The 20655-nt window shown below is 62.9% G+C and carries 20 protein-coding genes; 5 read left to right on the top strand and 15 right to left on the bottom strand.

What is annotated here, in order from left to right:
* The first annotated feature begins 251 nt into the window (after positions 1-251).
* Entirely contained in the window at positions 252-614 is a 363-nt protein-coding gene (locus ACK6AU_RS26195; RefSeq protein ID WP_185701606.1) for a terminase, read from the top strand.
* A gap of 13 nt (positions 615-627) precedes the next feature.
* Here ACK6AU_RS26195 and ACK6AU_RS26190 read toward each other — a convergent pair whose 3' ends face one another.
* From ACK6AU_RS26190 to ACK6AU_RS26180, 3 genes are all read right to left on the bottom strand, one after another.
* Positions 628-1425 carry an acyl-CoA thioesterase II gene (locus ACK6AU_RS26190; protein ID WP_185701605.1) on the bottom strand — a complete coding sequence of 266 codons (798 nt, stop codon included), beginning with the start codon at positions 1423-1425 and terminating at the stop codon, positions 628-630.
* 109 nt (positions 1426-1534) lie between these two features.
* Positions 1535-2302 (bottom strand): CHAD domain-containing protein, encoded by a 768-nt coding sequence (locus ACK6AU_RS26185; protein ID WP_409302347.1) that lies wholly within the window; start codon positions 2300-2302, stop codon positions 1535-1537.
* Positions 2303-2446: 144 nt separating this feature from the next.
* Positions 2447-2725: a hypothetical protein gene (locus ACK6AU_RS26180; protein ID WP_058434425.1), complete on the bottom strand. Its 279-nt coding sequence runs from the start codon at positions 2723-2725 to the stop codon at positions 2447-2449.
* 223 nt (positions 2726-2948) lie between these two features.
* Here ACK6AU_RS26180 and ACK6AU_RS26175 point away from each other — a divergent pair, with 223 nt between their 5' ends.
* The gene (locus ACK6AU_RS26175; protein ID WP_185701603.1) at positions 2949-3986 is read left to right on the top strand and encodes a patatin-like phospholipase family protein; all 1038 of its coding nucleotides are present in this window, start codon (positions 2949-2951) and stop codon (positions 3984-3986) included.
* 1 nt (position 3987) lies between these two features.
* On the opposite strand, the gene ACK6AU_RS26170 is transcribed toward ACK6AU_RS26175, so the two are convergent.
* The 6 genes from ACK6AU_RS26170 to ACK6AU_RS26145 form a co-directional block, all read right to left on the bottom strand.
* Complete coding sequence (locus ACK6AU_RS26170; RefSeq protein WP_185701602.1) at positions 3988-4683, bottom strand: response regulator; 696 nt, start codon at positions 4681-4683, stop codon at positions 3988-3990.
* A gap of 98 nt (positions 4684-4781) precedes the next feature.
* Positions 4782-7433, bottom strand: a complete 2652-nt coding sequence (locus ACK6AU_RS26165) for an ATP-binding protein (RefSeq protein WP_409302344.1) — start codon at positions 7431-7433, stop codon at positions 4782-4784.
* Positions 7434-7532: 99 nt separating this feature from the next.
* Positions 7533-8078: a potassium-transporting ATPase subunit KdpC gene (gene kdpC / locus ACK6AU_RS26160; RefSeq protein ID WP_185701600.1), complete on the bottom strand. Its 546-nt coding sequence runs from the start codon at positions 8076-8078 to the stop codon at positions 7533-7535.
* 33 nt (positions 8079-8111) lie between these two features.
* The gene (gene kdpB / locus ACK6AU_RS26155; RefSeq protein WP_409302342.1) at positions 8112-10196 is read right to left on the bottom strand and encodes a potassium-transporting ATPase subunit KdpB; all 2085 of its coding nucleotides are present in this window, start codon (positions 10194-10196) and stop codon (positions 8112-8114) included.
* Between the two features lie 10 nt (positions 10197-10206).
* Positions 10207-11901, bottom strand: coding sequence for a potassium-transporting ATPase subunit KdpA (gene kdpA / locus ACK6AU_RS26150; RefSeq protein WP_409302340.1), 1695 nt, complete (start codon positions 11899-11901; stop codon positions 10207-10209).
* Positions 11902-11912: 11 nt separating this feature from the next.
* Positions 11913-12002 carry a potassium-transporting ATPase F gene (locus ACK6AU_RS26145; protein WP_022640106.1) on the bottom strand — a complete coding sequence of 30 codons (90 nt, stop codon included), beginning with the start codon at positions 12000-12002 and terminating at the stop codon, positions 11913-11915.
* Between the two features lie 324 nt (positions 12003-12326).
* On the opposite strand from ACK6AU_RS26145, the gene eat reads away from it, so the two are divergent.
* Together eat and ACK6AU_RS26135 are read left to right on the top strand one after the other, a co-directional pair.
* Positions 12327-13691 carry an ethanolamine permease gene (gene eat / locus ACK6AU_RS26140; RefSeq protein ID WP_409302337.1) on the top strand — a complete coding sequence of 455 codons (1365 nt, stop codon included), beginning with the start codon at positions 12327-12329 and terminating at the stop codon, positions 13689-13691.
* A 129-nt stretch (positions 13692-13820) separates the two neighbouring features.
* The gene (locus ACK6AU_RS26135) at positions 13821-13988 is read left to right on the top strand and encodes a DUF2897 family protein (protein ID WP_022640108.1); all 168 of its coding nucleotides are present in this window, start codon (positions 13821-13823) and stop codon (positions 13986-13988) included.
* Positions 13989-14029: 41 nt separating this feature from the next.
* Here the strand turns inward: ACK6AU_RS26135 and ACK6AU_RS26130 are convergent, their stop codons facing one another.
* Entirely contained in the window at positions 14030-14881 is an 852-nt protein-coding gene (locus ACK6AU_RS26130) for an urea carboxylase-associated family protein (protein WP_409302335.1), read from the bottom strand.
* A 15-nt stretch (positions 14882-14896) separates the two neighbouring features.
* Positions 14897-15550 (bottom strand): GntR family transcriptional regulator, encoded by a 654-nt coding sequence (locus ACK6AU_RS26125; protein WP_185699824.1) that lies wholly within the window; start codon positions 15548-15550, stop codon positions 14897-14899.
* Between the two features lie 188 nt (positions 15551-15738).
* On the opposite strand from ACK6AU_RS26125, the gene ACK6AU_RS26120 reads away from it, so the two are divergent.
* Positions 15739-16296, top strand: coding sequence for a TetR/AcrR family transcriptional regulator (locus ACK6AU_RS26120; RefSeq protein WP_185699823.1), 558 nt, complete (start codon positions 15739-15741; stop codon positions 16294-16296).
* 22 nt (positions 16297-16318) lie between these two features.
* Here ACK6AU_RS26120 and ACK6AU_RS26115 read toward each other — a convergent pair whose 3' ends face one another.
* The 4 genes from ACK6AU_RS26115 to ACK6AU_RS26100 form a co-directional block, all read right to left on the bottom strand.
* Positions 16319-17113 (bottom strand): SDR family oxidoreductase, encoded by a 795-nt coding sequence (locus tag ACK6AU_RS26115; RefSeq protein ID WP_185699834.1) that lies wholly within the window; start codon positions 17111-17113, stop codon positions 16319-16321.
* Between the two features lie 164 nt (positions 17114-17277).
* Complete coding sequence (locus ACK6AU_RS26110; RefSeq protein ID WP_185699822.1) at positions 17278-17607, bottom strand: ComEA family DNA-binding protein; 330 nt, start codon at positions 17605-17607, stop codon at positions 17278-17280.
* Between the two features lie 110 nt (positions 17608-17717).
* Entirely contained in the window at positions 17718-19712 is a 1995-nt protein-coding gene (locus ACK6AU_RS26105) for a polysaccharide biosynthesis protein (RefSeq protein ID WP_409302350.1), read from the bottom strand.
* 89 nt (positions 19713-19801) lie between these two features.
* On the bottom strand, positions 19802-20617 hold the full coding sequence (locus ACK6AU_RS26100) for an MraY family glycosyltransferase (protein ID WP_409302332.1): 816 nt from the start codon (positions 20615-20617) through the stop codon (positions 19802-19804).
* Positions 20618-20655 lie beyond the last annotated feature (38 nt).

Here is a 20655-nt window from a genome sequence, read left to right as displayed (position 1 = left end):
GCCTTCACCAAAACCCCGCGCCCCAAACCGGGGCCCCCGCCAAAGACAATAGGCGACCGGCCCCCCCGGCCCGGCGAACAGAGGAGGGCTGGCGGCCAGCCAACCCTCGGAAAAGCCGTGCCAAGGGGGGGGAGTCGTTGGCCCCGCCTCCACACTTGCGCTATCGAGACGATAGCCAGCCTTGATTCGTCGCCGTGCTGTTCGCGCCCTATCCTTGGTCCATGAGTTTCCAGACACTAAGGATGAGCATCATGGGCCAACGCCACCCCAACCTCCCCGCCTGGCAATGGCGGGTCTACCCCAACAGCCACCAGCATCCGACCAACCTGGTGCTGCACCTGATCGCCGTGCCATTGTTCATCGTCGGTTTCCTGCTGATTGCCTCGGGAGTGTTTTCCCTGAGCCTGTTGAGCCTGGCCATCGGCGCGATCGGCATCCTTGCGGCCCTGGGCCTGCAACGCCACGGCCATAGCCTCGAGGCCAAGGCCAGCGAGCCTTTCACCGATCGCCAGGACGCAGTCCAGCGCTTGCTGGTGGAGCAGTTCGTGACCTTTCCCCGCTTCGTCCTGAGCGGTGCCTGGTGGCGTGCCTGGTTGCAACGCCACCGGCACTGACGGCCTCTGGGGCTCAGCCGAAGATGGTCACCGTCTGCCGGCTCAGGGCGACCAGCCGCCCATCGGCACTCCACAGTGCGGCAGCGGCATGCCCATAGCCGTCGCGGGCATGCTCGATCTCCACCCGGTACTTGCACCAGTCCAGGGTATCCAGCTCCAGCAGCGGCTGGACGAACTCGATGGTCCAGGTCAGGGTGCTGCCGGCGGCGGGCTTGGTCAGGTGCGGCAACAACGCCGGCGGCCAGGCATCCACCAGGGCCAGGATGTGCGCTTCGGTCACCGGTTCTTCCTTGACGTCGCCCCGCAGGCGCACCCAGCCCCCCATGTCCCGTGAGCGATTGCCGGTGAACGGCATGCCGCCGATGCTCCAGCGCATCGCCAGGTGGCGCATGAATTCCGGGGTCACGCCCGGGATATAGGGCAGCTCCTGGCAATCGTCCCAGTGCTTCATTTCAGGTGCCGGCAAGGCCTCGACACTCACCACCGACTGCCGCGAGGCGCCGAAGCTGCCCTGCACCAGCGTCACGACCTGGCCTTCCTGCATCACCCGTCCCAGAACCTGGCTGACCGCCTTGCCCTCGCGCAGCACATCCACTTCGAAACTCACCGGCACTTCGGGAGCCACCGGACCGACGAAGGTCACCGCCAGGGATCGTACCGGACGGTCCGCCGGAACCTTGGCGCGCATCGCCTCGTACTGCAGGGCCACCACCAGACCGCCGAAGCTGGCCCGCCCCTGGGCCCATTGCGCCGGAATGCTCAGGGCCTCGGGCTGTTTGCGAACCGCTTCGAGCAAATCATAGAAACGCATGAAAACCTCTACGGGAAATGTATGAACCCAGGGATCTTAACCAGCGAGCCAGGGCTCTACAGCAACTATTCCGGCCAAAGCAGCGGACAGAAAGGCCGCTGGCCGGCACTCAATGGCCAAAGCAATCACCGTACAGCTTGTCCAGCATGCGGTCGGCTCGCGCCTCGGCCTTGAGCATGGTACGCCGCCAGGTGGCCACGCAAGGCAGCAGGTCCGGCTGCTGCTCGGCCTGGGCCAGCCATTGCCAACAGTCATGCCAATCACCCAGCGCCGCCTGGGCGGCCTTGAGCCGCTTGATGGCCGGGCCAGGCAAACGGTCCAGTTCAGGATAGGACTCGGCGGCATAACGCACCCGCTTGATCAGCAAGCGCAGGCGATGGCGGTCGTGGGCCGGATCCTCCAGTGCCTGGCCCAGGGCCTGCCATTGCTTGCCCAGGCGCCTCTCGATGCGCGGGCGCAAGCCTTCCAGCAACTCCTGGCGCTGGGCGGCCCTGAGAAATCGCGGGAATGCATCCAGCACCATGGCCAGGCGCGCCAGTTCAGGCCCCGCGGCCACGGCGGGATACTCCTGGGCCAGCAGCACGGTGCGGCGGTCGCCGGCGGCATGCTGGCCATGCTGATGCAGGTAGGCCGCCAGGACTTCGCGATCCCGGATCGGCGTGGTCACGCGCCCCACTTGCGCACCGGCCTGTTCCAGCTGCTCGACTCCCGGCAGGCCGCGCAACGGCCGCAACAGGCTGCGCAGGCGCCGTACCCCGACACGCAGGTCATGCAGCGCCTCGGTGTCCGTGGCGGCCGCCAGGCGCGCCTGGCAGGCCAGCAAGTTCACGTCCAGGCTCAGGATCCGAGCCACCAATCGATCAACCAGGGCAGACATCAAGGATTCCCCAACACAATTCAACCAACCCGGTGCCGGCTCGTCCGGCCCCGGAATGAAATCGCGGGCCGGTGACCGGCATTACGTCCGGCCAGCGGCCCGCGATCTTCGATTTTGCCGGCTTAGCGTAGCGCTTGTCGCCTTTCAACGCCCGGCACGTGATTCGCGAATATAGAAACGCGCCTTCTCGGCCTTGTTGGTGCAACCTTCGAAGGCCTCGAACTGCTGCTGGGTCTTGGCGCCCGTCAGCAGCGACAGCGCCTTGGAGTAGCTCACGGTGCCGGCGAAACCCTCGGCCTTGGCCAGGTCCAGTTCACGCCAGGCGGCATCCAGCTGGGTACCGCAGCTGTCACGGTAGGCGGTCTTGCCTGCGCAACCGCTCAGAACCAATGCAATCAGGGGCAAGCAGATCCAGGCTTTCATCAATGACACCTCAAGAAGGGGAATACAGTCGTACGGGTTAAGACGGTGGCGGTGAAGAAAAGTGCCAAGGCCACCTCCAGGAAAATATAGCCGCAGGCGCCGTGGCGCGAGGCTCGACACCGATCCGTGAGGCCGCGTCGAGCCGCATTGCCGGGCCAGCCGCGATTGAACCTCGGGGCGCTAAGGGTGCATTGTGGCAGCCTGCTTGGCCAAAGGACGAATCATGAACAAACGTGTCGCATTGGTCCTCGGTTCGGGAGGTGCCCGCGGGTACGCCCATATCGGAGTCATCGAGGAGATCGAAAAACGCGGTTACGAGATTGCCTGCATCGCTGGTTGCTCCATGGGCGCGGTGGTCGGTGGCATCTATGCGGCGGGCAAACTCGACCAGTACCGGGAATGGATCGAGAGCCTGGATTATCTGGATGTGCTGCGCCTGGTGGACGTGAGCTTCCGCCTGGGGGCGATTCGCGGCGAGAAGGTCTTCGGCCAGATTCGCAAGATCGTCGGCGACGTCAACATCGAAGACCTGCGCATCCCCTACACCGCGGTGGCGACCGACCTGACCAACCAACAGGAGATCTGGTTCCAGGAAGGTTGCCTGCACCAGGCCATGCGCGCCTCGGCGGCCATCCCCAGCCTGTTCACCCCGGTGATGCAAGGCAATCGCATGCTGGTGGACGGCGGCCTGCTCAACCCGCTGCCGATCGTTCCGGTGGTGTCCAGCCATTGCGACCTGATCATTGCGGTCAACCTCAATTCCACCAACCAGCGGCACTATCAGTTGCCGGTGATCCAGCGCCCGCCGGCCTTCAAGAGCCGCTTCGACAGCCTGATCAACTCGTTGGGCTCGCGCCTGCCATTCCGGCGCAAGCAGGCCGAGCAACTGTTGCTGCTGGAACAGGAGGCGTTCAAGAGCGATGCGGCACAGATCAATCCCTGGGTCGAAGGCGCCGAACCTGAGTCCCAGCAACCGGCCGCGGCCCCGGAAACCGACGGCGCTCCCAGGTCGGCCAGCGGCTCGTTCATCGTCGATAACGTCGGCCCCGCTTCGCTGCTGGACCTGGTCAACCAGAGCTTCGAGGTCATGCAGACGTCCCTGGCCCAATACAAGATCGCCGGCTACCCGCCGGATATCCTGATCAACGTACCCAAGCGGGTGTGTCGCTTCTTCGAGTTCTACAAGGCGCCGGAACTGATCGCCCTGGGTCGGGAAATCGCCAGCGACACCCTCGACCGCCACGAACAGGAGCAGCTCTAGCTCAAGCCTCGCCCGCCAACAGGCGATAACCGACCCCCGCCTCGGTGACGATGAAGCGCGGCCGGGTCGGGTCGTCTGCCAGTTTCTGGCGCAGGTGCCCGACCACGATCCGCAGGTAATGACTGTCCTCGGTATGGGTCGGCCCCCAGATGTCCTTGAGCAGTTGTTGCTGGGTGATCACCCGCCCCGGGTGGCGGGCCAGCTGGGCCAGCACTGCATACTCCTTGCGTGTCAGGGCCACTTCCACGCCGTCGAGCAACACCCGGCGGTACGCCAGGTCGACCGTCAGGGAGCCCACCTGCAACGCCGCCTCCTGGACTTCTCCCGACGGTGCCTGGCGCAACAAGGCGCGTATGCGAGCCAGGAACTCCTGGATGCCGAACGGCTTGGTGACATAGTCGTTGGCCCCACCGTCCAGGGCTTCGACCTTCTGCAATTCGCTGGCCCGCACCGAGAGCACCAGCACCGGCACCGCCGACCACTCGCGAAATTCGCGCAGTACCTGATGGCCATCCATGTCCGGCAACCCCAGGTCGAGCACCAGCAGGTCCGGCTTGCTCAGCGCCGCCTGGGCCAGGCCCTCGGTGCCGGTGCCGGCTTCAATCACTTTGTATCCTTGGGACGCCAGGCTGATGCGCAGGAATTTGCGAATCTGCGGCTCGTCGTCGATGACCAGGATGGTCGCGGTCTGGCTCATGGGTTCAGTTCAAGACAAATAAGAGACAAGAGAGTAGCGCAACGCCAATCTCCTCCAGAGGGCTTTTGCAGGAGTCCTCGCCCCTGCTGACAAGCGTTTCACAGCTCGCCCTCGAGTTCCGGCTGGGCCTGTAACGGCAAGAACAGGGTGATGCAGGTGCCCCGACCGTCGATGCCATCGGCGACACTGATGCGCCCGCCATGGGCCCCCACCATGCCCTTGCAGATCGCCAACCCCAGGCCCGTGCCCTGACCGCCCCGATCGCCCCTGGCGGCGGTGTAGAACATGTCGAAGATCTTCGCCCGCTCCTCCTCGGGAATACCCGGGCCCTCGTCGCTCACGGCGAAACTCAGTTCCTGCTCGTCGGCGCGAACCGCCAGGTGCAGGCGGCCATGGACCGGGGAAAAACGCGCCGCATTCTCCAGCACATTGACCAGGGCCTGTTCGATCAGCGCCGCGTGCACATACAGCAGCGGCAGATCCCGGGGCAACTGCGTGCTGACCCGCAGCGGCGCCAGCACCACGCGCAGGCGATTGAGCGCGCTGCCGACGATATCCGCCGGGGTGACCCAGTCGCGGGCCAGCTTCAAGGCACCATGGCCCAGGCGGGTCATGTCCAGCAGGTTCTGGATGTACCGATCCAGGCGCTCGGCCTCATCCCGGGTGCCCTCCAGCAATTCCCGGCGATCCTCCAGGGGAATCGCCTCGCCCAAGGCCAGCAGGCTGTCGATGCTGCCGCGCATCGACGTCAGCGGAGTGCGCAAGTCGTGGGACACCGAAGCCAGCAAGGCGCTGCGCAGTTGCTCGGTTTCGCCGTGCAAGCGCGCTGCCTCCAAGTCCTCGGCCAGGCGCGCCCGGGCCAGAGCCTGGGCCAGCGGCTGGCTGAGCGCGGTGAGCAAACGTCGGCGTTGATCACTGAAGACCGCGCCCTCCCTGGGGCATACCCCCAACAAGCCCAAGGGGCCGTCATCCACTGACAGCGGCCACCACCACCAACGGCCAAAAGGCAGGGTCCCGGTGCCCAGGCCCGCAGGTTGATCGTGCTGCCAGGCCCAATCGGCCGCGGCTCGCTCGGCTTCGGAAAGTTGCTGCGTGCCGCCGCTCTCGACCTTCCAGGCACCCTGCTCATCGCGGTTGAACAAACAGATGCGCAACTCCTCGCGCCCGTTCAGGTGCTGGATCGCCGCGCTGATCACCGCCTGCCGGTCGGTGGCGGCCGTGAGCTTGCGCGACAGGTCCAGCAGCTCGCCGGTTTCCTCCTGGGTATCGCGCAGTGCCTGCAATTGCCGGCGCTGGCGGGCCGCGAGATTACCGGTGAGGGCGGCCATCAGCAGGAAGAACAGCAGGGTCAGCACGTCTTCTTCGCGCTGGATGGAAAGGGAGAAATTCGGCGGGATGAACAGGAAGTCGTAGCTCAGGAACGACAGCGCGGCGCAGGCCAGGGCCGGCCCCAGGCTGCTGCGCACCGCCACCAGCAGCACCGCGGCGAGAAACACCAGGGAGATGTTCGGCAGCGCCAGGACGCCGGCCACGCCCCAGGCCAGGGCACTGGCCAACAGCGTCGCCAACAGCGCCAGGGCATAGTCGAACCACATCAGCGGATGCTTGACCCGCAACCTCGGCTGGCTGGGCAATGGCTCGCTGTCCAGGACATTGATTTCCAGGCCATCGGCATTGCGCAACAAACGTGCCGCCAGCCCGCCACCGAACCAGCGCCGGCGCCAGCGACGGCTCGACTGCCCCACCAGCAACAGGCTGCCCCGCCCCTCGGTCGCGTGCTGGATCAGGGTCTTGGCCACCTCGCCCGCCCGCAGCAGGACCACCTCCCCGCCCAGGCGCTCGGCCAGTTGCTGGGCCGCCTGCAAACGCAAGCGCGACTGCTCGTCGCCAAGCCGACCGTTATCCACATGCACCAGGCTCCAGGGCAGGTGCCGACGCTGCGCAACCCGGCTGGCGTGGCGCACCAGGCGCTCGGCCTGAAGATCACCGTCAATGCCCACCAACAGCCGTCCGCGCACCGCCGGTGCCGCTTGCCCGAGGCGGCGATAGCCCTGGGCCAGGTCGTTGTCCACCTGGGCCGCCGCGGTCTGCATCGCCAACTCGCGCAGGGCCGTGAGGTTGGTCTGGCTGAAGAAGGCATCGATGGCCGCCCGCGCCTGCTCCGGCACATAGACCTTGCCATCGCGCAGGCGCTCCAGCAGCTCCCGGGGCGGCAGGTCCACCAGTTGCAGCTCGTAGGCCTCCTGCAGCACCCAGTCGGGCAAGGTCTCGCGGACCTGGACCCCGGTGATGCCGCGCACCTGGTCATTGAGGCTCTCCAGGTGCTGGACGTTGACCGTGGTGAACACGTCGATACCCGCCGCCAGCAGCTCCTGGATGTCCTGCCAGCGCTTGGCATGGCGGCTGCCCGGGGCGTTGCTGTGGGCCAACTCGTCCACCAGCGCCAGCTTGGGCCGCGCCTTGAGCAGGCCGTCCAGGTCCATCTCCTCGAGCAGCACCCCACGATACTCCGAGCGCAGCAGGGGCTGTTGCGGCAAGCCGCCCAGCAGCGCCTCGGTCTCGGCCCGGCCGTGGGTCTCCACCACCCCGGCCAGGACCTTGACGCCCTGGCGCATCTGGGTGTGGGCGGCCTGGAGCATGGCGTAGGTCTTGCCGACCCCGGGCGCGGCGCCGAGAAAGACCTTGAGCCGGCCACGCCCGTCCCGGGGCAGCTCGGCAAGCAGCGCGTCGGCGCGACCGGAATCACTCATGGGGCATCTCTCTGCGACAAGACAATGGGTTTCAATCGTCACTCCTTGGGGCTCGAGCATCGCAAAAGCCCCTGTCGGGGCTTTTCCAGGCTCGCCAGGTTACAGCCGCTCCAGGGCCAGGTTCAGGGCCAGCACGTTGACCACCGGCGGGCCGATCAGCGGCCGTTCGGTGTGCTCTGCCACCAAGGCTCGTAGCCGGTCGGCTGGCAGGTTGCGTGCCGCTGCAACTCGCGCCAGTTGATAGTCAATCGCCTGCGGTGGCAAGTGCGGATCCAGGCCGCTGCCGGAAGTGGTCAGCAACGCCAGGGGCACCGGGCCCTGCCCAGGCACCAAGAGCTTGTTGGCATCCTCGATCACCCGGGTCGCCAGGGCCGGGTTGCTCGGTGCCAGGTTGCTGGCCCCGCTGGCCACCGTGGCAAAGGCACCTGCGGAGGGGCGCGGGTGAAACCAGGCATCACCGACAAAGTCCTGGGCGATCAGGGCCGAGCCCCGCACCTTGCCGCTGTCATCGCGGACCAGGCTGCCATTGGCCTGGTCCGCGAACGCGACCTGGGCCACTCCAGTGACCACCAGCGGATAGGCCACGCCGGTGATCAGGGTCATCAAGACGATCAGGCTCAAGGCCGGACGCAATACACTAGACATTTGTCAAATCCTCGATGGGTCAATCCCGGCCGCCTACACCAGGTGGGCGGCGGTCAGCAGCAGGTCGATCAGCTTGATCCCGGCAAAAGGCACCAAGATGCCGCCCAGGCCGTAGATCAGCAGGTTGCGCCGCAGCAGGTGGGCGGCACTGGCGGCCTGCACCCGCACACCGCGCAAGGCCAGGGGAATCAGCACCACGATGATCAGCGCGTTGAACACGATCGCCGAGAGAATCGCGCTCTGCGGGCTGGTCAGGTGCATGATGTTGAGTACGCCCAGTTGTGGATAAATCGCCGCGAACAAGGCCGGCAGGATGGCGAAGTACTTGGCCACGTCGTTGGCGATGGAAAAAGTGGTCAGGGCGCCACGGGTCACCAACAGTTCCTTGCCGATCTGCACCACGTCCAGCAGCTTGGTCGGATCGCTGTCCAGGTCGACCATGTTGGCCGCCTCGCGAGCGGCCTGGGTGCCGTCGTTCATGGCCATGCCGACATCGGACTGGGCCAGGGCCGGAGCATCGTTGGCGCCGTCGCCGCACATGGCCACCAGGCGTCCGTCGTTCTGCTCGTGGCGGATGCGCGCCAGCTTCTTCTCCGGCGTGGCTTCGGCCAGCACATCGTCGACCCCGGCTTCGGCGGCGATGGCAGCGGCGGTCAGAGGGTTGTCGCCGGTGACCATCACGGTACGGATCCCCAACTTGCGCAACTCGGCGAAACGCTCGCGGATACCGGGCTTGACCACGTCCTTGAGGTGAATCGCGCCCAGCAACCGGCCAGCGGCGCAGACCAGCAGCGGAGTGCCGCCGCTCTGGGCGATCTTGTCGATCTCCCGGGCCAGTGCCGGCGCCAGGTCGTCGCGCTTGAGGCCAACGAAATCCAGCACCGAGTCCACTGCTCCCTTGCGGTAGGCCTGGCCACGATAGTCGACCCCGGACAAGCGGGTCTCGGCGCTGAAAGGCACGGCCACCAGCGACTCGCTGCCCGGCTCGGGCTGTGGATAAAGTTCGCGCAGGTATTCGACGATGGACTTGCCTTCAGCCGTGTCGTCGGCCAGGGATGCCAGCAAGGCGGCCTCGGCCATGTCCCCGGCGTTGATGCCCGGGGCCGGGTGGATGGCGCTGCACCGGCGATTGCCGAAGGTGATGGTGCCAGTCTTGTCCAGCATCAACACATGCACGTCCCCGGCGGCTTCCACCGCCCGCCCGGACTTGGCGATGACATTCAGGCGCACCAGGCGGTCCATGCCGGCGATGCCGATGGCCGACAACAGGCCGCCAATGGTGGTCGGGATCAGCGTCACCAGCAGCGCCACCAAAAACACCAGCGGCAAGCTGCCATTGGCGAAATGGGCGAACGGCTGCAGGGTCACCACCACCAGCAGGAAGATCAGGGTCAGGCCGATCAGCAGGATGTCCAGGGCCACCTCATTGGGGGTCTTCTGGCGCTTGGCACCCTCCACCAGGGCGATCATGCGGTCCAGGGTCGACTCCCCGGGATTGCTGGTGATACGCACCAGCAGCCAGTCGGACACCAGGCGGGTGTTGCCGGTCACCGCCGAGCGATCGCCACCGGACTCGCGGATCACCGGCGCCGACTCCCCGGTGATCGCCGCTTCGTTGACCGCGGCGATGCCTTCAATCACTTCACCGTCGCCCGGGATCATTTCCCCGGCATCGACCCGTACCACATCGCCTTTGCGCAGGTTGGCCGCTGGCACCAGCTGGAAGCTGCCATCAGCCCCCCGGCGCCGGGCGCTCAGGCCCTCGCTGCCGGCCTTGAGGCTGTCGGCACGGGCCTTGCCACGCCCCTCGGCCAGGGCCTCGGCGAAGTTGGCGAACAACACGGTGAACCACAGCCACAGGGCAATCTGCGCGGCGACGAAAGTCGGCACCGCGGTGTTGGGCACCAAGCACAGCACAGTGGTGAGGATCGCCGTCAGCTCCACCACCAGCATCACCGGCGAGCGCTGCAGCTGCCGTGGGTCGAGCTTGGCGAAGGCCTGGACCAGCGCCGGGCGCCATAGGGCGGACAGGCTGGTGGCCGGCGATGGCGCAGCAGACTGCTTGGCCTTGGCCACCCCATCGGCAACCTTGTTCGAGGCGGGAACATGCATATTCATCATCGGATCCTCAGAAACCCATGCTCAGTTGTTCGGCGATCGGGCCCAGTGCCAGGGTCGGCAGGAACGTCAGGCCGCCTACCAGCAAGATGGTCATGGTCAGCAAGGCCACGAACAGTGGGCCATGGGTGGGAAAGCTGTTCTGGCCCACAGGCGCGGGTTTCTTCAGGGCCAGGCTGCCAGCCAGGGCCAGCACCGGCAGGATGTAGCCGAAGCGACCGATCAGCATGCCCAGGCCCAGCATCAGGTTATGAAACGAGGTGTTGGCGCTGAAACCACCGAATGCCGAGCCATTGTTGGCACTGGCCGAGGTATAGGCGTATAGCAGTTGGCTGAAGCCGTGGGGCCCAGGGTTGCTGATGGCGCCGGCCGGCCCTGGCAAGCTGGCGGCCAGGGCCCCCAGGACCAGCACGCCGATGGGCATGACCATCAGGGTCAGCACCAATAGTTGCACCTCCCTGGCCTGGAGCTTCTTGCCCAGGTACTCAGGCGTGCGCCCGATCATCAGGCCGGCCAGGAATACCGCGATCAGCACATTGAGCAGCATGCCGTAGAGCCCGGCGCCGACGCCGCCGAAGATCACCTCGCCCACCATCATGTTGATCAGCGCCACCATGCCGCTCAGCGGGTTGAGGCTGTCGTGCATGCCGTTGACCGACCCGTTGGAGGCGGCGGTGGTGGTCACCGACCACAGCACCGTGGCCGTGGTGCCGAAGCGCGCCTCCTTGCCCTCCAGTGGCGCTGCCTGTTCCACCACCGGGTTGGCCAGTGCCGGGTTGGGTTGGTATTCCGCCCACAGCGAGGTGGCGCCGCCGATCAGGAACAGCGCCAGCATGCAGGCGATGATGGCCCGGCTCTGGCGCATGTCCTTGACGTAATGGCCAAAAGTGAAGACCAGCGCCACCGGGATCAGGATGATCGATACCAGTTCGAACAGGTTGCTCCAGGCCGTGGGGTTCTCGAACGGATGCGCCGAGTTGACCCCGAAGAAGCCACCGCCATTGGTACCCAGTTGCTTGATGGCGATCTGGCTGGCCGCTGGTCCCAGGGGAATCACCTGATCGTTACCCTGCACGGTCAGGGCGTCCACATAGTGAGCGAACGTCTGCGGCACGCCCTGCCAGACCAGCAGCAAGGCCAACAGCAGGCACAGCGGCAGCAGGCCGTAGAGGGTGGCGCGGGTCATGTCGGCCCAGAAATTGCCCAGGGTGCGTACCGAGCGCCGGCCGATACCCCGGCACAGGGCCACCAGCACCGCCAGTCCGGTGGCCGCGCTGACGAAGTTCTGTACCGTCAGGCCGGCCATCTGGCTGAAGTAGCTCAGGGACGCCTCGCCGCTGTAGGCCTGCCAGTTGGTGTTGGTCATGAAGCTGACCGCGGTGTTGAAGGCCAGGGTCCACTCCTGCCCCGGCAGGTGTTGCGGGTTGAGTGGCAAGTGGTCCTGGAACAGCAGGATGAGGAACAACAGGGCGAACCCGGCGAGGTTGAAGGCCAGCAAGGCCAGGCTGTACTTCTGCCAGCTCTGCTCCAGTTGCGGATCGACCCCAGCGATGCGGTAGCACACACGTTCCACCGGCCCCAGGACCGGGGTCAGCCAGGTACGCTGGCCTTCCATCACGTTGTAGTAGAAGCGTCCCAGCCAAGGCGCAGGCACCAGCACCAGCGCGAAGAAAGCGAGGATCAGCCAATAGTCATAACTGTGCATCAGCGTCGCTCCTAGTTCCGATTCGCGCACAACAGTGCAATCAGCAGGTAAACGAACAGGCCTACTGCCAGCAGCAACGACACCGCGTCCAGAATGTTCATGGAATGTCTCCGAGGTACGGCGATCGCCGCGAATGGCGACATTGTCCGCAGGCTGCCTGTAAAGGAACGAGAGCGACGGGGTGGGTGACCCATAAAGAAAGCGTAAAGACTCACGCCATGGACGCGCTGGCCCGGGCGAGGACGACAGGCCCTCGCCCCAAAGCGAGGCGGCCAACCGCACCAGATTGAAACGCTGACCATCAGCCACGGTCGGGAATATCCTCGATACGACGGCTTTCCGAGCTTTGCGACGTCCCATGGCCGCCTGGCACGACCGCTGCAACGCCCTGCCCCGAACCTTTCCAATCGTTCAGGACGCTATCGATGAACACAGGACTCAAGCCCACCCTGGGCACGCTGCATCTATGGGGTATCGCGGTCGGCCTGGTGATTTCCGGGGAGTACTTCGGCTGGAGCTATGGCTGGGGCGTGGCCGGGACCCTGGGGTTCCTGGTGACCTCGCTGCTGGTCGCCTGCATGTATGCCTGCTTTATATTCAGCTTCACCGAACTGACCACCGCGATTCCCCATGCCGGAGGCCCTTTTGCCTACAGCCGCCGGGCTTTCGGCGAAAAAGGCGGGATGATCGCCGGGCTGGCGACCCTGATCGAATTCGTCTTCGCCCCACCGGCCATCGCCCTGGCCATCGGTGCCTACTTGAACGTGCAGTTTCCGGCGCTGGACCCCAAGCACGCCGCAGTGGCGGCCTATGTCGTCTTCATGGGCCTGAACATTCTCGGGGTGAAGCTGGCGGCAACCTTCGAACTGGTGGTCTGCGTCCTGGCGGTCTTGGAATTGCTGGTATTCATGGGCGTGGTGGCCCCGGCGTTCAGCTTCAGCCACTTCGCCGCCAATGGCTGGGCCGGCACGGATCAGTTCGGTAGCGCAGCAGTTGCCGGCATGTTCGCGGCGATCCCCTTCGCCATCTGGTTCTTCCTGGCCATCGAGGGCGCGGCCATGGCTGCCGAAGAGGCCAAGGACCCCAGGCGCACCATCCCCCGGGCCTACATCAGCGGCATCCTGACCTTGGTGGTGCTGGCCCTGGGCGTGATGTTCTTCGCAGGTGGCGTGGGTGACTGGCGCAGTTTGGCGAACATCAACGACCCGCTGCCCCAGGCCATGAAGGCGGTGGTCGGCGATGACTCCGGCTGGCTGCACATGCTGGTGTGGATCGGCTTGTTCGGCCTGGTTGCCAGCTTCCACGGGATCATCCTCGGCTACTCGCGGCAATTCTTCGCCCTGGCCCGCGCTGGCTACCTGCCCGCCTCCCTGGCCAGGCTGTCGCGGTTCCAGACCCCACACCGAGCGATCATCGCCGGCGGGCTGGTGGGCATCGCCGCGATCTACAGCGATGGCCTGGTCAACCTCGGCGGGCTGAGCCTCACCGCCGCCATGATCACCATGGCCGTGTTCGGCGCCATCGTGATGTACATCATGAGCATGCTCAGCCTGTTCCGGCTGCGCCGGACCGAGCCCGGCCTGCCACGCAGCTTCCGCGCTCCCGGTTATCCGCTGGTCCCGGCCCTGGCACTGCTGCTGGCCGTGGTGTGCCTGGTGGCCATGGCCTGGTTCAATACGCTGATCGGCCTGGTCTTCCTCGGCCTCATGGGGCTGGGCTTCATCTACTTCCAGTGCACCGGGCAGTCGCGGGCCAATGCGCCGGCGGATGCCATGCTCACCGGACTCTAGAGACGCTGCCGGCCAGGCCGGCCGATCAGGCATACAATGGAACCCTGCAAAACGTTTTGACTCAAAGCGTTACAAGCCGCTGCGGAGCGAATCTCGCCTCCGGCAGGCGGCCTCATCAAGGAGAGCTCCATGCCCTGGTATGCCTGGTTGATTCTGGTGGTCGCTATCGGTTCGATCGTGGGTGGCCTGATGCTGCTACGCGATACCGCCAGCAAGGTGGAACTTACCGAAGAACAGCGCCGACGCGTGGCCGAACGCAATGCCGAAGCGGACGCCAAGGACGCCCGCGACCGGTGAATACATGGACCCCTGCGCCTGCGGTGCAAGGGTCCATGGACTCAACTTTCCCATTCGGGCTTGGCGAGTTGCAAACCATGCAGGCCCTGGTAGGCCGCTCGTTCAGGCGAGCTCCAGCCTTCGAGTAACGCTTGCTCCAGGCGATAGACCTCGACCCCCAACGGCCGACATACGCTGAGTGGATCCTGCGCCTGCGGCCCCCACATCGGCAGGGACAAGTCCCCGCCAGGGCAGGTCGACAAGGCGCAGAGCAGATCGATTTCAGCAAAGAACTCCAGGTAATCGCCCTTGCCTGCCGGGCAGGCCTTCATGAAATACAGGTCGTCGTGGTTCAACCCCGTGCACTGGAAGATGTTCAACACGTCATGCACATCGAACTCTGTCAGGCCGTGGGGCAGCACCGCCCGCGTCAGGTTGGAATGGCAGTGGTGGTGAAAATCCTCGCCAGTGAGCATCCGGTTCACATAGGGATCGCAGCGGGTTCCCAGCAAGTCATGCAGGCGGCCGCCATGCTCATCGATACCGTAATCGGCCAGGCTGTCATCGGTGATGGTCACCAGCGGCCGCAAGAACGGCAGGTTCGACCAGAGCCGATCGTGAGTACTGACATGTGCCCCCTGCAACTGCCGGGTTCGGGCCGCCCACAGGCGCTCGCGCGGGTCGTGGGCATTCCAGACGTTGAAATCGCCCACCTGCGGACCATGGGGCGTGGTGACCCGGAACACATGACCGGCCGGCACCTTCCAGGCACGTCCCGTGCGGATCGGCACCTCGAAACTCTCGATCAACGTGCGCTGGCCAGGGTTGGCTCGAATACGCTCGTAGAAGGCCGTGTCCACGTGCAGCGCTGAGCCCTTGCTGACCTGGTAGGCCGCGGGATAGTCCTTGTACATCGCTATGCTCCTCGTTCAATGACGCAAGGATGGATCGAACATGTTCAGCAACAGGCACTCAGAATCATCCAGGTAACACTCCATGGCCGCTCCGGCCGACTCCTGGTCGCCGTCGGCCAGCCACCCATGGATCTGCCGGTCGCGCTCCAGCCAGGGAGCCTGGAACAGCGCCTCGTCTGGCGCAGCGCAAAACACGAGCCGTAGCTGCGCCACCACCTTGGTGAAAAACTCGTCCAGCAATGGTGAGTCCAGCAACGCCACCACATGCTGGTGAAACACCAGGCCATGGGTACCGACGGCGCGCCAGTCCTCTCGCTCCCTGGCCAATTCGGCCGCTTCGATAGCATCGAGCATAAGGTTCGACTGGTACTCGCGCAGCGGCTTGGCGTTGGCGATCGCTTGCAACTCCAGAGTCCGGCGTACCCTGAACAGATCACGCAGATCGTCACGTTCCAGGCGGCGGACCATCACCCCCTTGTGGCGCACATAACGCGTCAGTCCCTCCTGCCCAAGACAATGCAGGGCTTCGCGGATGGTATTGCGCGAGGCGTTGTAGGTAACGGCCAGTTCGTTCTCCACCAAGGGCATGCCGGGCACCAGACGACCGCCAATGATGTCCGCACGCAATTCCAGCCGAATCTGATCCGCCAGGGATAAACCAACGTTCATGAAAGGGCCTCAGGATTGTTCAACAATGGATGAATGATCAGTAATCACTTATCGTGCCAACTCACCTGGCTGTGCTCGGCATGGAAACCTGTCATCACGCTGTAGCAGCCAGCCAAAGCTGGTACGGAAGTGGATGTGATCTGCCGAACCCTGGTTAAAATAGTGGCCTTGTTGCGGAGGTTTCCCCGATGCGTTATTCAGCAGACCACAAAGCCCAGACCCATAAGCGCATCATCAAGGAAGCCTCGGAGCGGTTTCGTCGCGACGGGATAGGCGCAACAGGCTTGCAACCCCTGATGAAAGCCCTGGGCCTGACCCATGGCGGTTTCTATTCCCACTTCAGCTCCAAGGATGAACTGGTCGAGGAAGCGCTCTGCTCTGCCGCCCAGGACCTCGACGCTCATTGCGCCAAGCTGTTCGCCCAGGAACGTCCCCTGCAGGCCTTCATCGACAATTACCTCTCCGAATGGCACCAGGAGTCACCACACCAGGGCTGCCCGCTTCCGACCATGAGCTCGGAGCTCGGTCAACGTGGCCAGCCCAGCGCCACCACCGACGCGGTGCTCAAGGCCAGGCTCGCGCAAGTGGAAGCGACCCTGGAGGGCGAAGACAAGGCCAAGCGCAGCCTGATGATCATGTCGACTCTGGCGGGTGCGCTGATGCTGTCGCGTAGCGTGGAAAATCCACAACTGGCTGCGCAGATACTTGAAGTGGTACGCGAAGGCTTGAAGGAACAGGAGCGGTAACGGCAACCGCTCCGTTCCGGGCTTATTTGTAACGGGCAGCCGCACTGCTGCGTGAGAGGTTGGGGGCCAGTGCTAAACGCGCCGCCACCAAGGCCTGCCAATCCGCGGCATCAGGCAGCGACGGCAGGGTAATCAACTCCTGCTGGTCGAAGCCGCTCAAGGCCGCATCGACCATTTCCTGCGCATCCATCACCATTTCTGCCGGAATAGCGGATGCATCCAAGCCCGCCCGCTGCCAGATTTCGGTACGAGTGACTCCGGGCAGGACGGCCTGGACTTGGACCCCGGTGTCTTTCAGTTCCGCCTGCAGGGATTGGCTCAGGCTCAATACATAAGCCTTGGTGGCGCTGTAGGTCGCGTTGAAACGTTCCGGCAGCAGGGCCACCACGGAGGCGATATTGATGATCGCTCCTCGCCCCGCCGCAGAAAAGTTGGCGGCTGCGGCGCTCGCCAAACGGGTCAGGGCCACCACATTGAGCTGGATCATCTGCTCCATCTGATCCAGGTCCGCAGCAGCCAGGGGCCCATGGGCGGCAACGCCGGCATTGTTCAGCAACAGGCTGATGTCCCGGTCATTGCGCAGGCGACTCTCCACCTCGAGCAGATCGCTTCTGGATGTCAGGTCGGCCTTCAAGACCTCGACCTGTACCGAATGATCGGCTTGTAAAGTACTGGCTGCCGCCAGCAGACGCTCTTTGTCCCGGGCTACCAGCAACAAGTCAAAGCCACGCGCCGCCAAGCGCTCGGCGTAGACCGCGCCGATACCGGATGAAGCCCCCGTGATCAAGGCCTTGCCTTGGGAACGAACTGAACTCATAGCTGCACTCCTGACGATGAATGAACCTGATGGGTATTCGCGATTTCGCAAGATCGACGCAAAAAATATTACACCCATAATATTCACATCATTTCATGAAGAAAATCTACCTCGTCGACGAGGATTGACCGTAAGGCCAACCCTTTCGTCTTGAACGGGGCGCCTCAGTTGACCTGGAGCTTGTCTCGGTTGCGCTCGAGAATGGCCCTGCCGATTCCCTTGACCTCAAGCAGTTCGTCCACCGAAGCGAAGGGGCCGTTTGCCTCGCGATAACTGACTATAGCCCTGGCCTTGGCTTCGCCTATGCCAAGCAGCTCCCGCTGCAAGAGGGCGGCATCGGCAGTGTTGAGATCAAGCCTGGTTGGATTGGAGATGGAATGCTCCACCACTTCGGTGGCGGCTTCCTGCACCTTGGCGACTGGTGCCGCCTGGGTGAGGAGAGAAAGACTGGCCAGGAATGCAAAGGCCAGGGAGGAGAAATAAGGGTTATGCATAATGACGCTCCATGACATCGATAAGGAAAGCAGCTTTTCCGAAGTTGCCTTCCAAACCTAGGAGATGCATGAGGCAAGTCAAAACCGAGAGAGTTACCGCTTGTGTAGATTCAGGGCTTGAGACGCTGCTGCTGATAAACCCAATCGACGATTTCTCCGTCAGGTGTGTAGCCGCTGACGGTCTCGCGCAAGAGCTGGCGAACCCGCGAATAATCATCGCCATCCAATGCCGCCAGGAGCTCATCAAGCTTGATCTTGAGCGCATCCCAAGACAAATGATCCTCGTTGGCGCTCATGATCATCGGATGCTGGGTGGCCACCACGTTATCGCCAATCAGCAACTCTTCGTAAAGCTTTTCACCAGGGCGCAACCCGGTGAACTCAATAGCAATATCTCCATGGGGGTTCTTTTCCGAGCGAACGCTCAACCCGGAAAGATGAATCATCTTCTCCGCCAACTCGACTATTCTCACCGGCTCGCCCATATCCAACACGAAAACATCACCACCCTGCCCCATCGAACCGGCCTGGATGACCAGTTGGGCAGCCTCCGGGATGGTCATGAAATAGCGGGTGATTTTCGGGTGGGTAACCGTGAGCGGCCCTCCGGATTTGATCTGCTTGTGGAACAGCGGGATGACCGAGCCTGACGAACCCAGCACATTGCCGAAGCGAACCATGGTGAATCGGGTTTTATTGACCCGTGAAATCTTCGATGGGTCGTTGAACAGTACGGGGGCCAGTTCCTTGCTCAGCGCTTGCAAGGTGAGTTCCGCCAGGCGCTTGGTACTACCCATCACATTGGTTGGCCGGACGGCTTTGTCGGTGGAGATCAACACAAAATTGGCGACCCCCGATTGCAATGCGGCCTGGGCGGTATTGAGGGTGCCCATGACATTGTTGAGCACGCCTTCGGCGATGTTGTGCTCGACCATCGGAACATGCTTGTAGGCCGCAGCGTGATAGACCGTATCGACACTCCAGGTGCCCATGACGCTCAAAAGCTTTTCATAGTTGCGCACCGACCCGAGGATCGGCAGCAATTTCACTGGCAGGGACTCCCGGGAGAGGCGTTGCTCCAACTCTGCCAGGATGCTGTAGAGGTTGAACTCACTGTGATCGAGCAATATCAGGGTGGTCGGACGCAAGCTCAAGATCTGCCGGCACAGCTCGGAGCCAATGGAACCACCTGCCCCCGTCACCAGAACCGTCTGCCCCTGGATGCAATGAGCCAGCAGATCACCCTGGGCAGGAACGGCGTCTCGGCCGAGCAGATCGGCAATATCCACCTCCTGGATATCGTCGACCTTTACCCGACCGCTAGCCAAGTCCATGAAACCCGGCACGCTCCTGACATGGAGGGGGAAACCTTCCAGGAATCCCAATATCTCCCGACGTCGGCTACGGCTGGACGAAGGAATAGCCAGGAGAATTTCTTCTGCTCCGGTTTCATCGATCATTTGTTGCAGGTGCTTGGGCTTGTATACCTGAAGCCCGGCGATCATCCGATCCGCAATACTACTGTCATCATCGATAAAGGCTACAGGTCGCATCATGCGCCCCAAACGCAATGCTGCAATCAGTTGGTTACCAGCAGCCCCCGCCCCATAAATGGCTACCTTTGGTAAACCATCATCCCGATTGGCAAATGGCACATGCTGGGCAGTGGTAAACCAATCGCCCAGAAAATACTGACGCATGACCAGCCTGAGTCCTCCGATCATCACCATGCTCAACCACCAATAGTTGAACACGATGGAACGAGGCACCACGGTTTGATGATTGCTATAGAGATAAACGACTAGCGCCAGAACCAAAGCTGCCAGCGTCACCGCTTTTACAATGGCGATGAGTGCATCATTACCAAAATAGCGCATGACAGCACGGTACATGCCAAAGCGGATGAACAGCGGAATGGCGATGATCGGAGCACTGAGAAATAGCCAGAAATGCACTACAAAAGGATTGTTCAGCTCATCAAAACCCAGCCTGACAACGAACGACATCCACAATGCAACCCACACCAGCAAAACGTCGGCGATGACCTGCAGGATTCTTTTCTGTCTGCGTGGAAGTCTTAGCAGACGCGTTCTTATTTTATCCATCATCCTTTTTTAGAACCTCGAACCCTAGTCACAACCTACATTGCCCGTTGATAGGCAGCACTCACTTGATGTTGCGGAGCTGGCCTAGCTCAACTGGCCTTTTCTAACTCACCTGCATGGAATTTGACGGCAAGAACAAGCAACGGCACATAGGCCAGTACTGCGCCAATCATACCATCCAGCTCCAATAGACCTACGCATACGGATATAGGTAGCAACCACAATACATTGATCGCCAGCACCGCAAGGGTCACCGGTAGATGCCGACCATATTTGCGCGAAGCGAACTGATAGGCATGGCTACGATGTGCCTCGTAAATCTTGTCTCCTCTCAGCAATCTGCGCATCAAGGTAAAGGTTGCATCCATGATGAACACCCCCAACAGAATCAACCACACCCAGAAATACTTTGGAGAGACCCAAGCTGCTTGGAGAGAAAATATCCCAAGAACTAATCCAAGGAATCCACTACCCGCATCTCCCATGAAGATACGCGCCGGAGGGAAGTTCCAATAAAGGAAGCCCAACACCGCCATGGCCAGGAGCAGAGGCCCCCAGATCAAGGATGCATCACCAGCCGCCCAATAAATAACGCATGCGCCAAGACAAACAGTAACGGCTTGGATGCTGGCAATACCGTCAATACCATCCATGAAGTTGTATAGATTGAGCACCCATACCAGATAGAGCACGGCAAAGGCATGGCCTACCCAAGAAAGATCGAAAGTTCCGCCCACCAATTGGATCGGAGGGAAGCCGCCCAACCAGGCCAGACACCAAACAGCAGAGGAAAAATGAGCTAATAGCCGCCAACGCGCAGCGATATGACCATGATCATCTAGAAACCCAACTACAGCTATAAGCGCTCCCCCCCCCCATAACGCCCATATGTTAGCCCTCGGCATTGTCACAACCCAGCCTTAAAATGCCAACCAGCTTAGTA

Origin of the sequence: Pseudomonas sp. KCJK8993 (assembly GCF_046230915.1) — a bacterium.
Taxonomy (GTDB): domain Bacteria; phylum Pseudomonadota; class Gammaproteobacteria; order Pseudomonadales; family Pseudomonadaceae; genus Aquipseudomonas; species Aquipseudomonas piscis.
The sequence above is the reverse complement of the archived record's forward strand: the minus strand, read 5'-3'. Positions and strand labels throughout refer to the sequence as shown.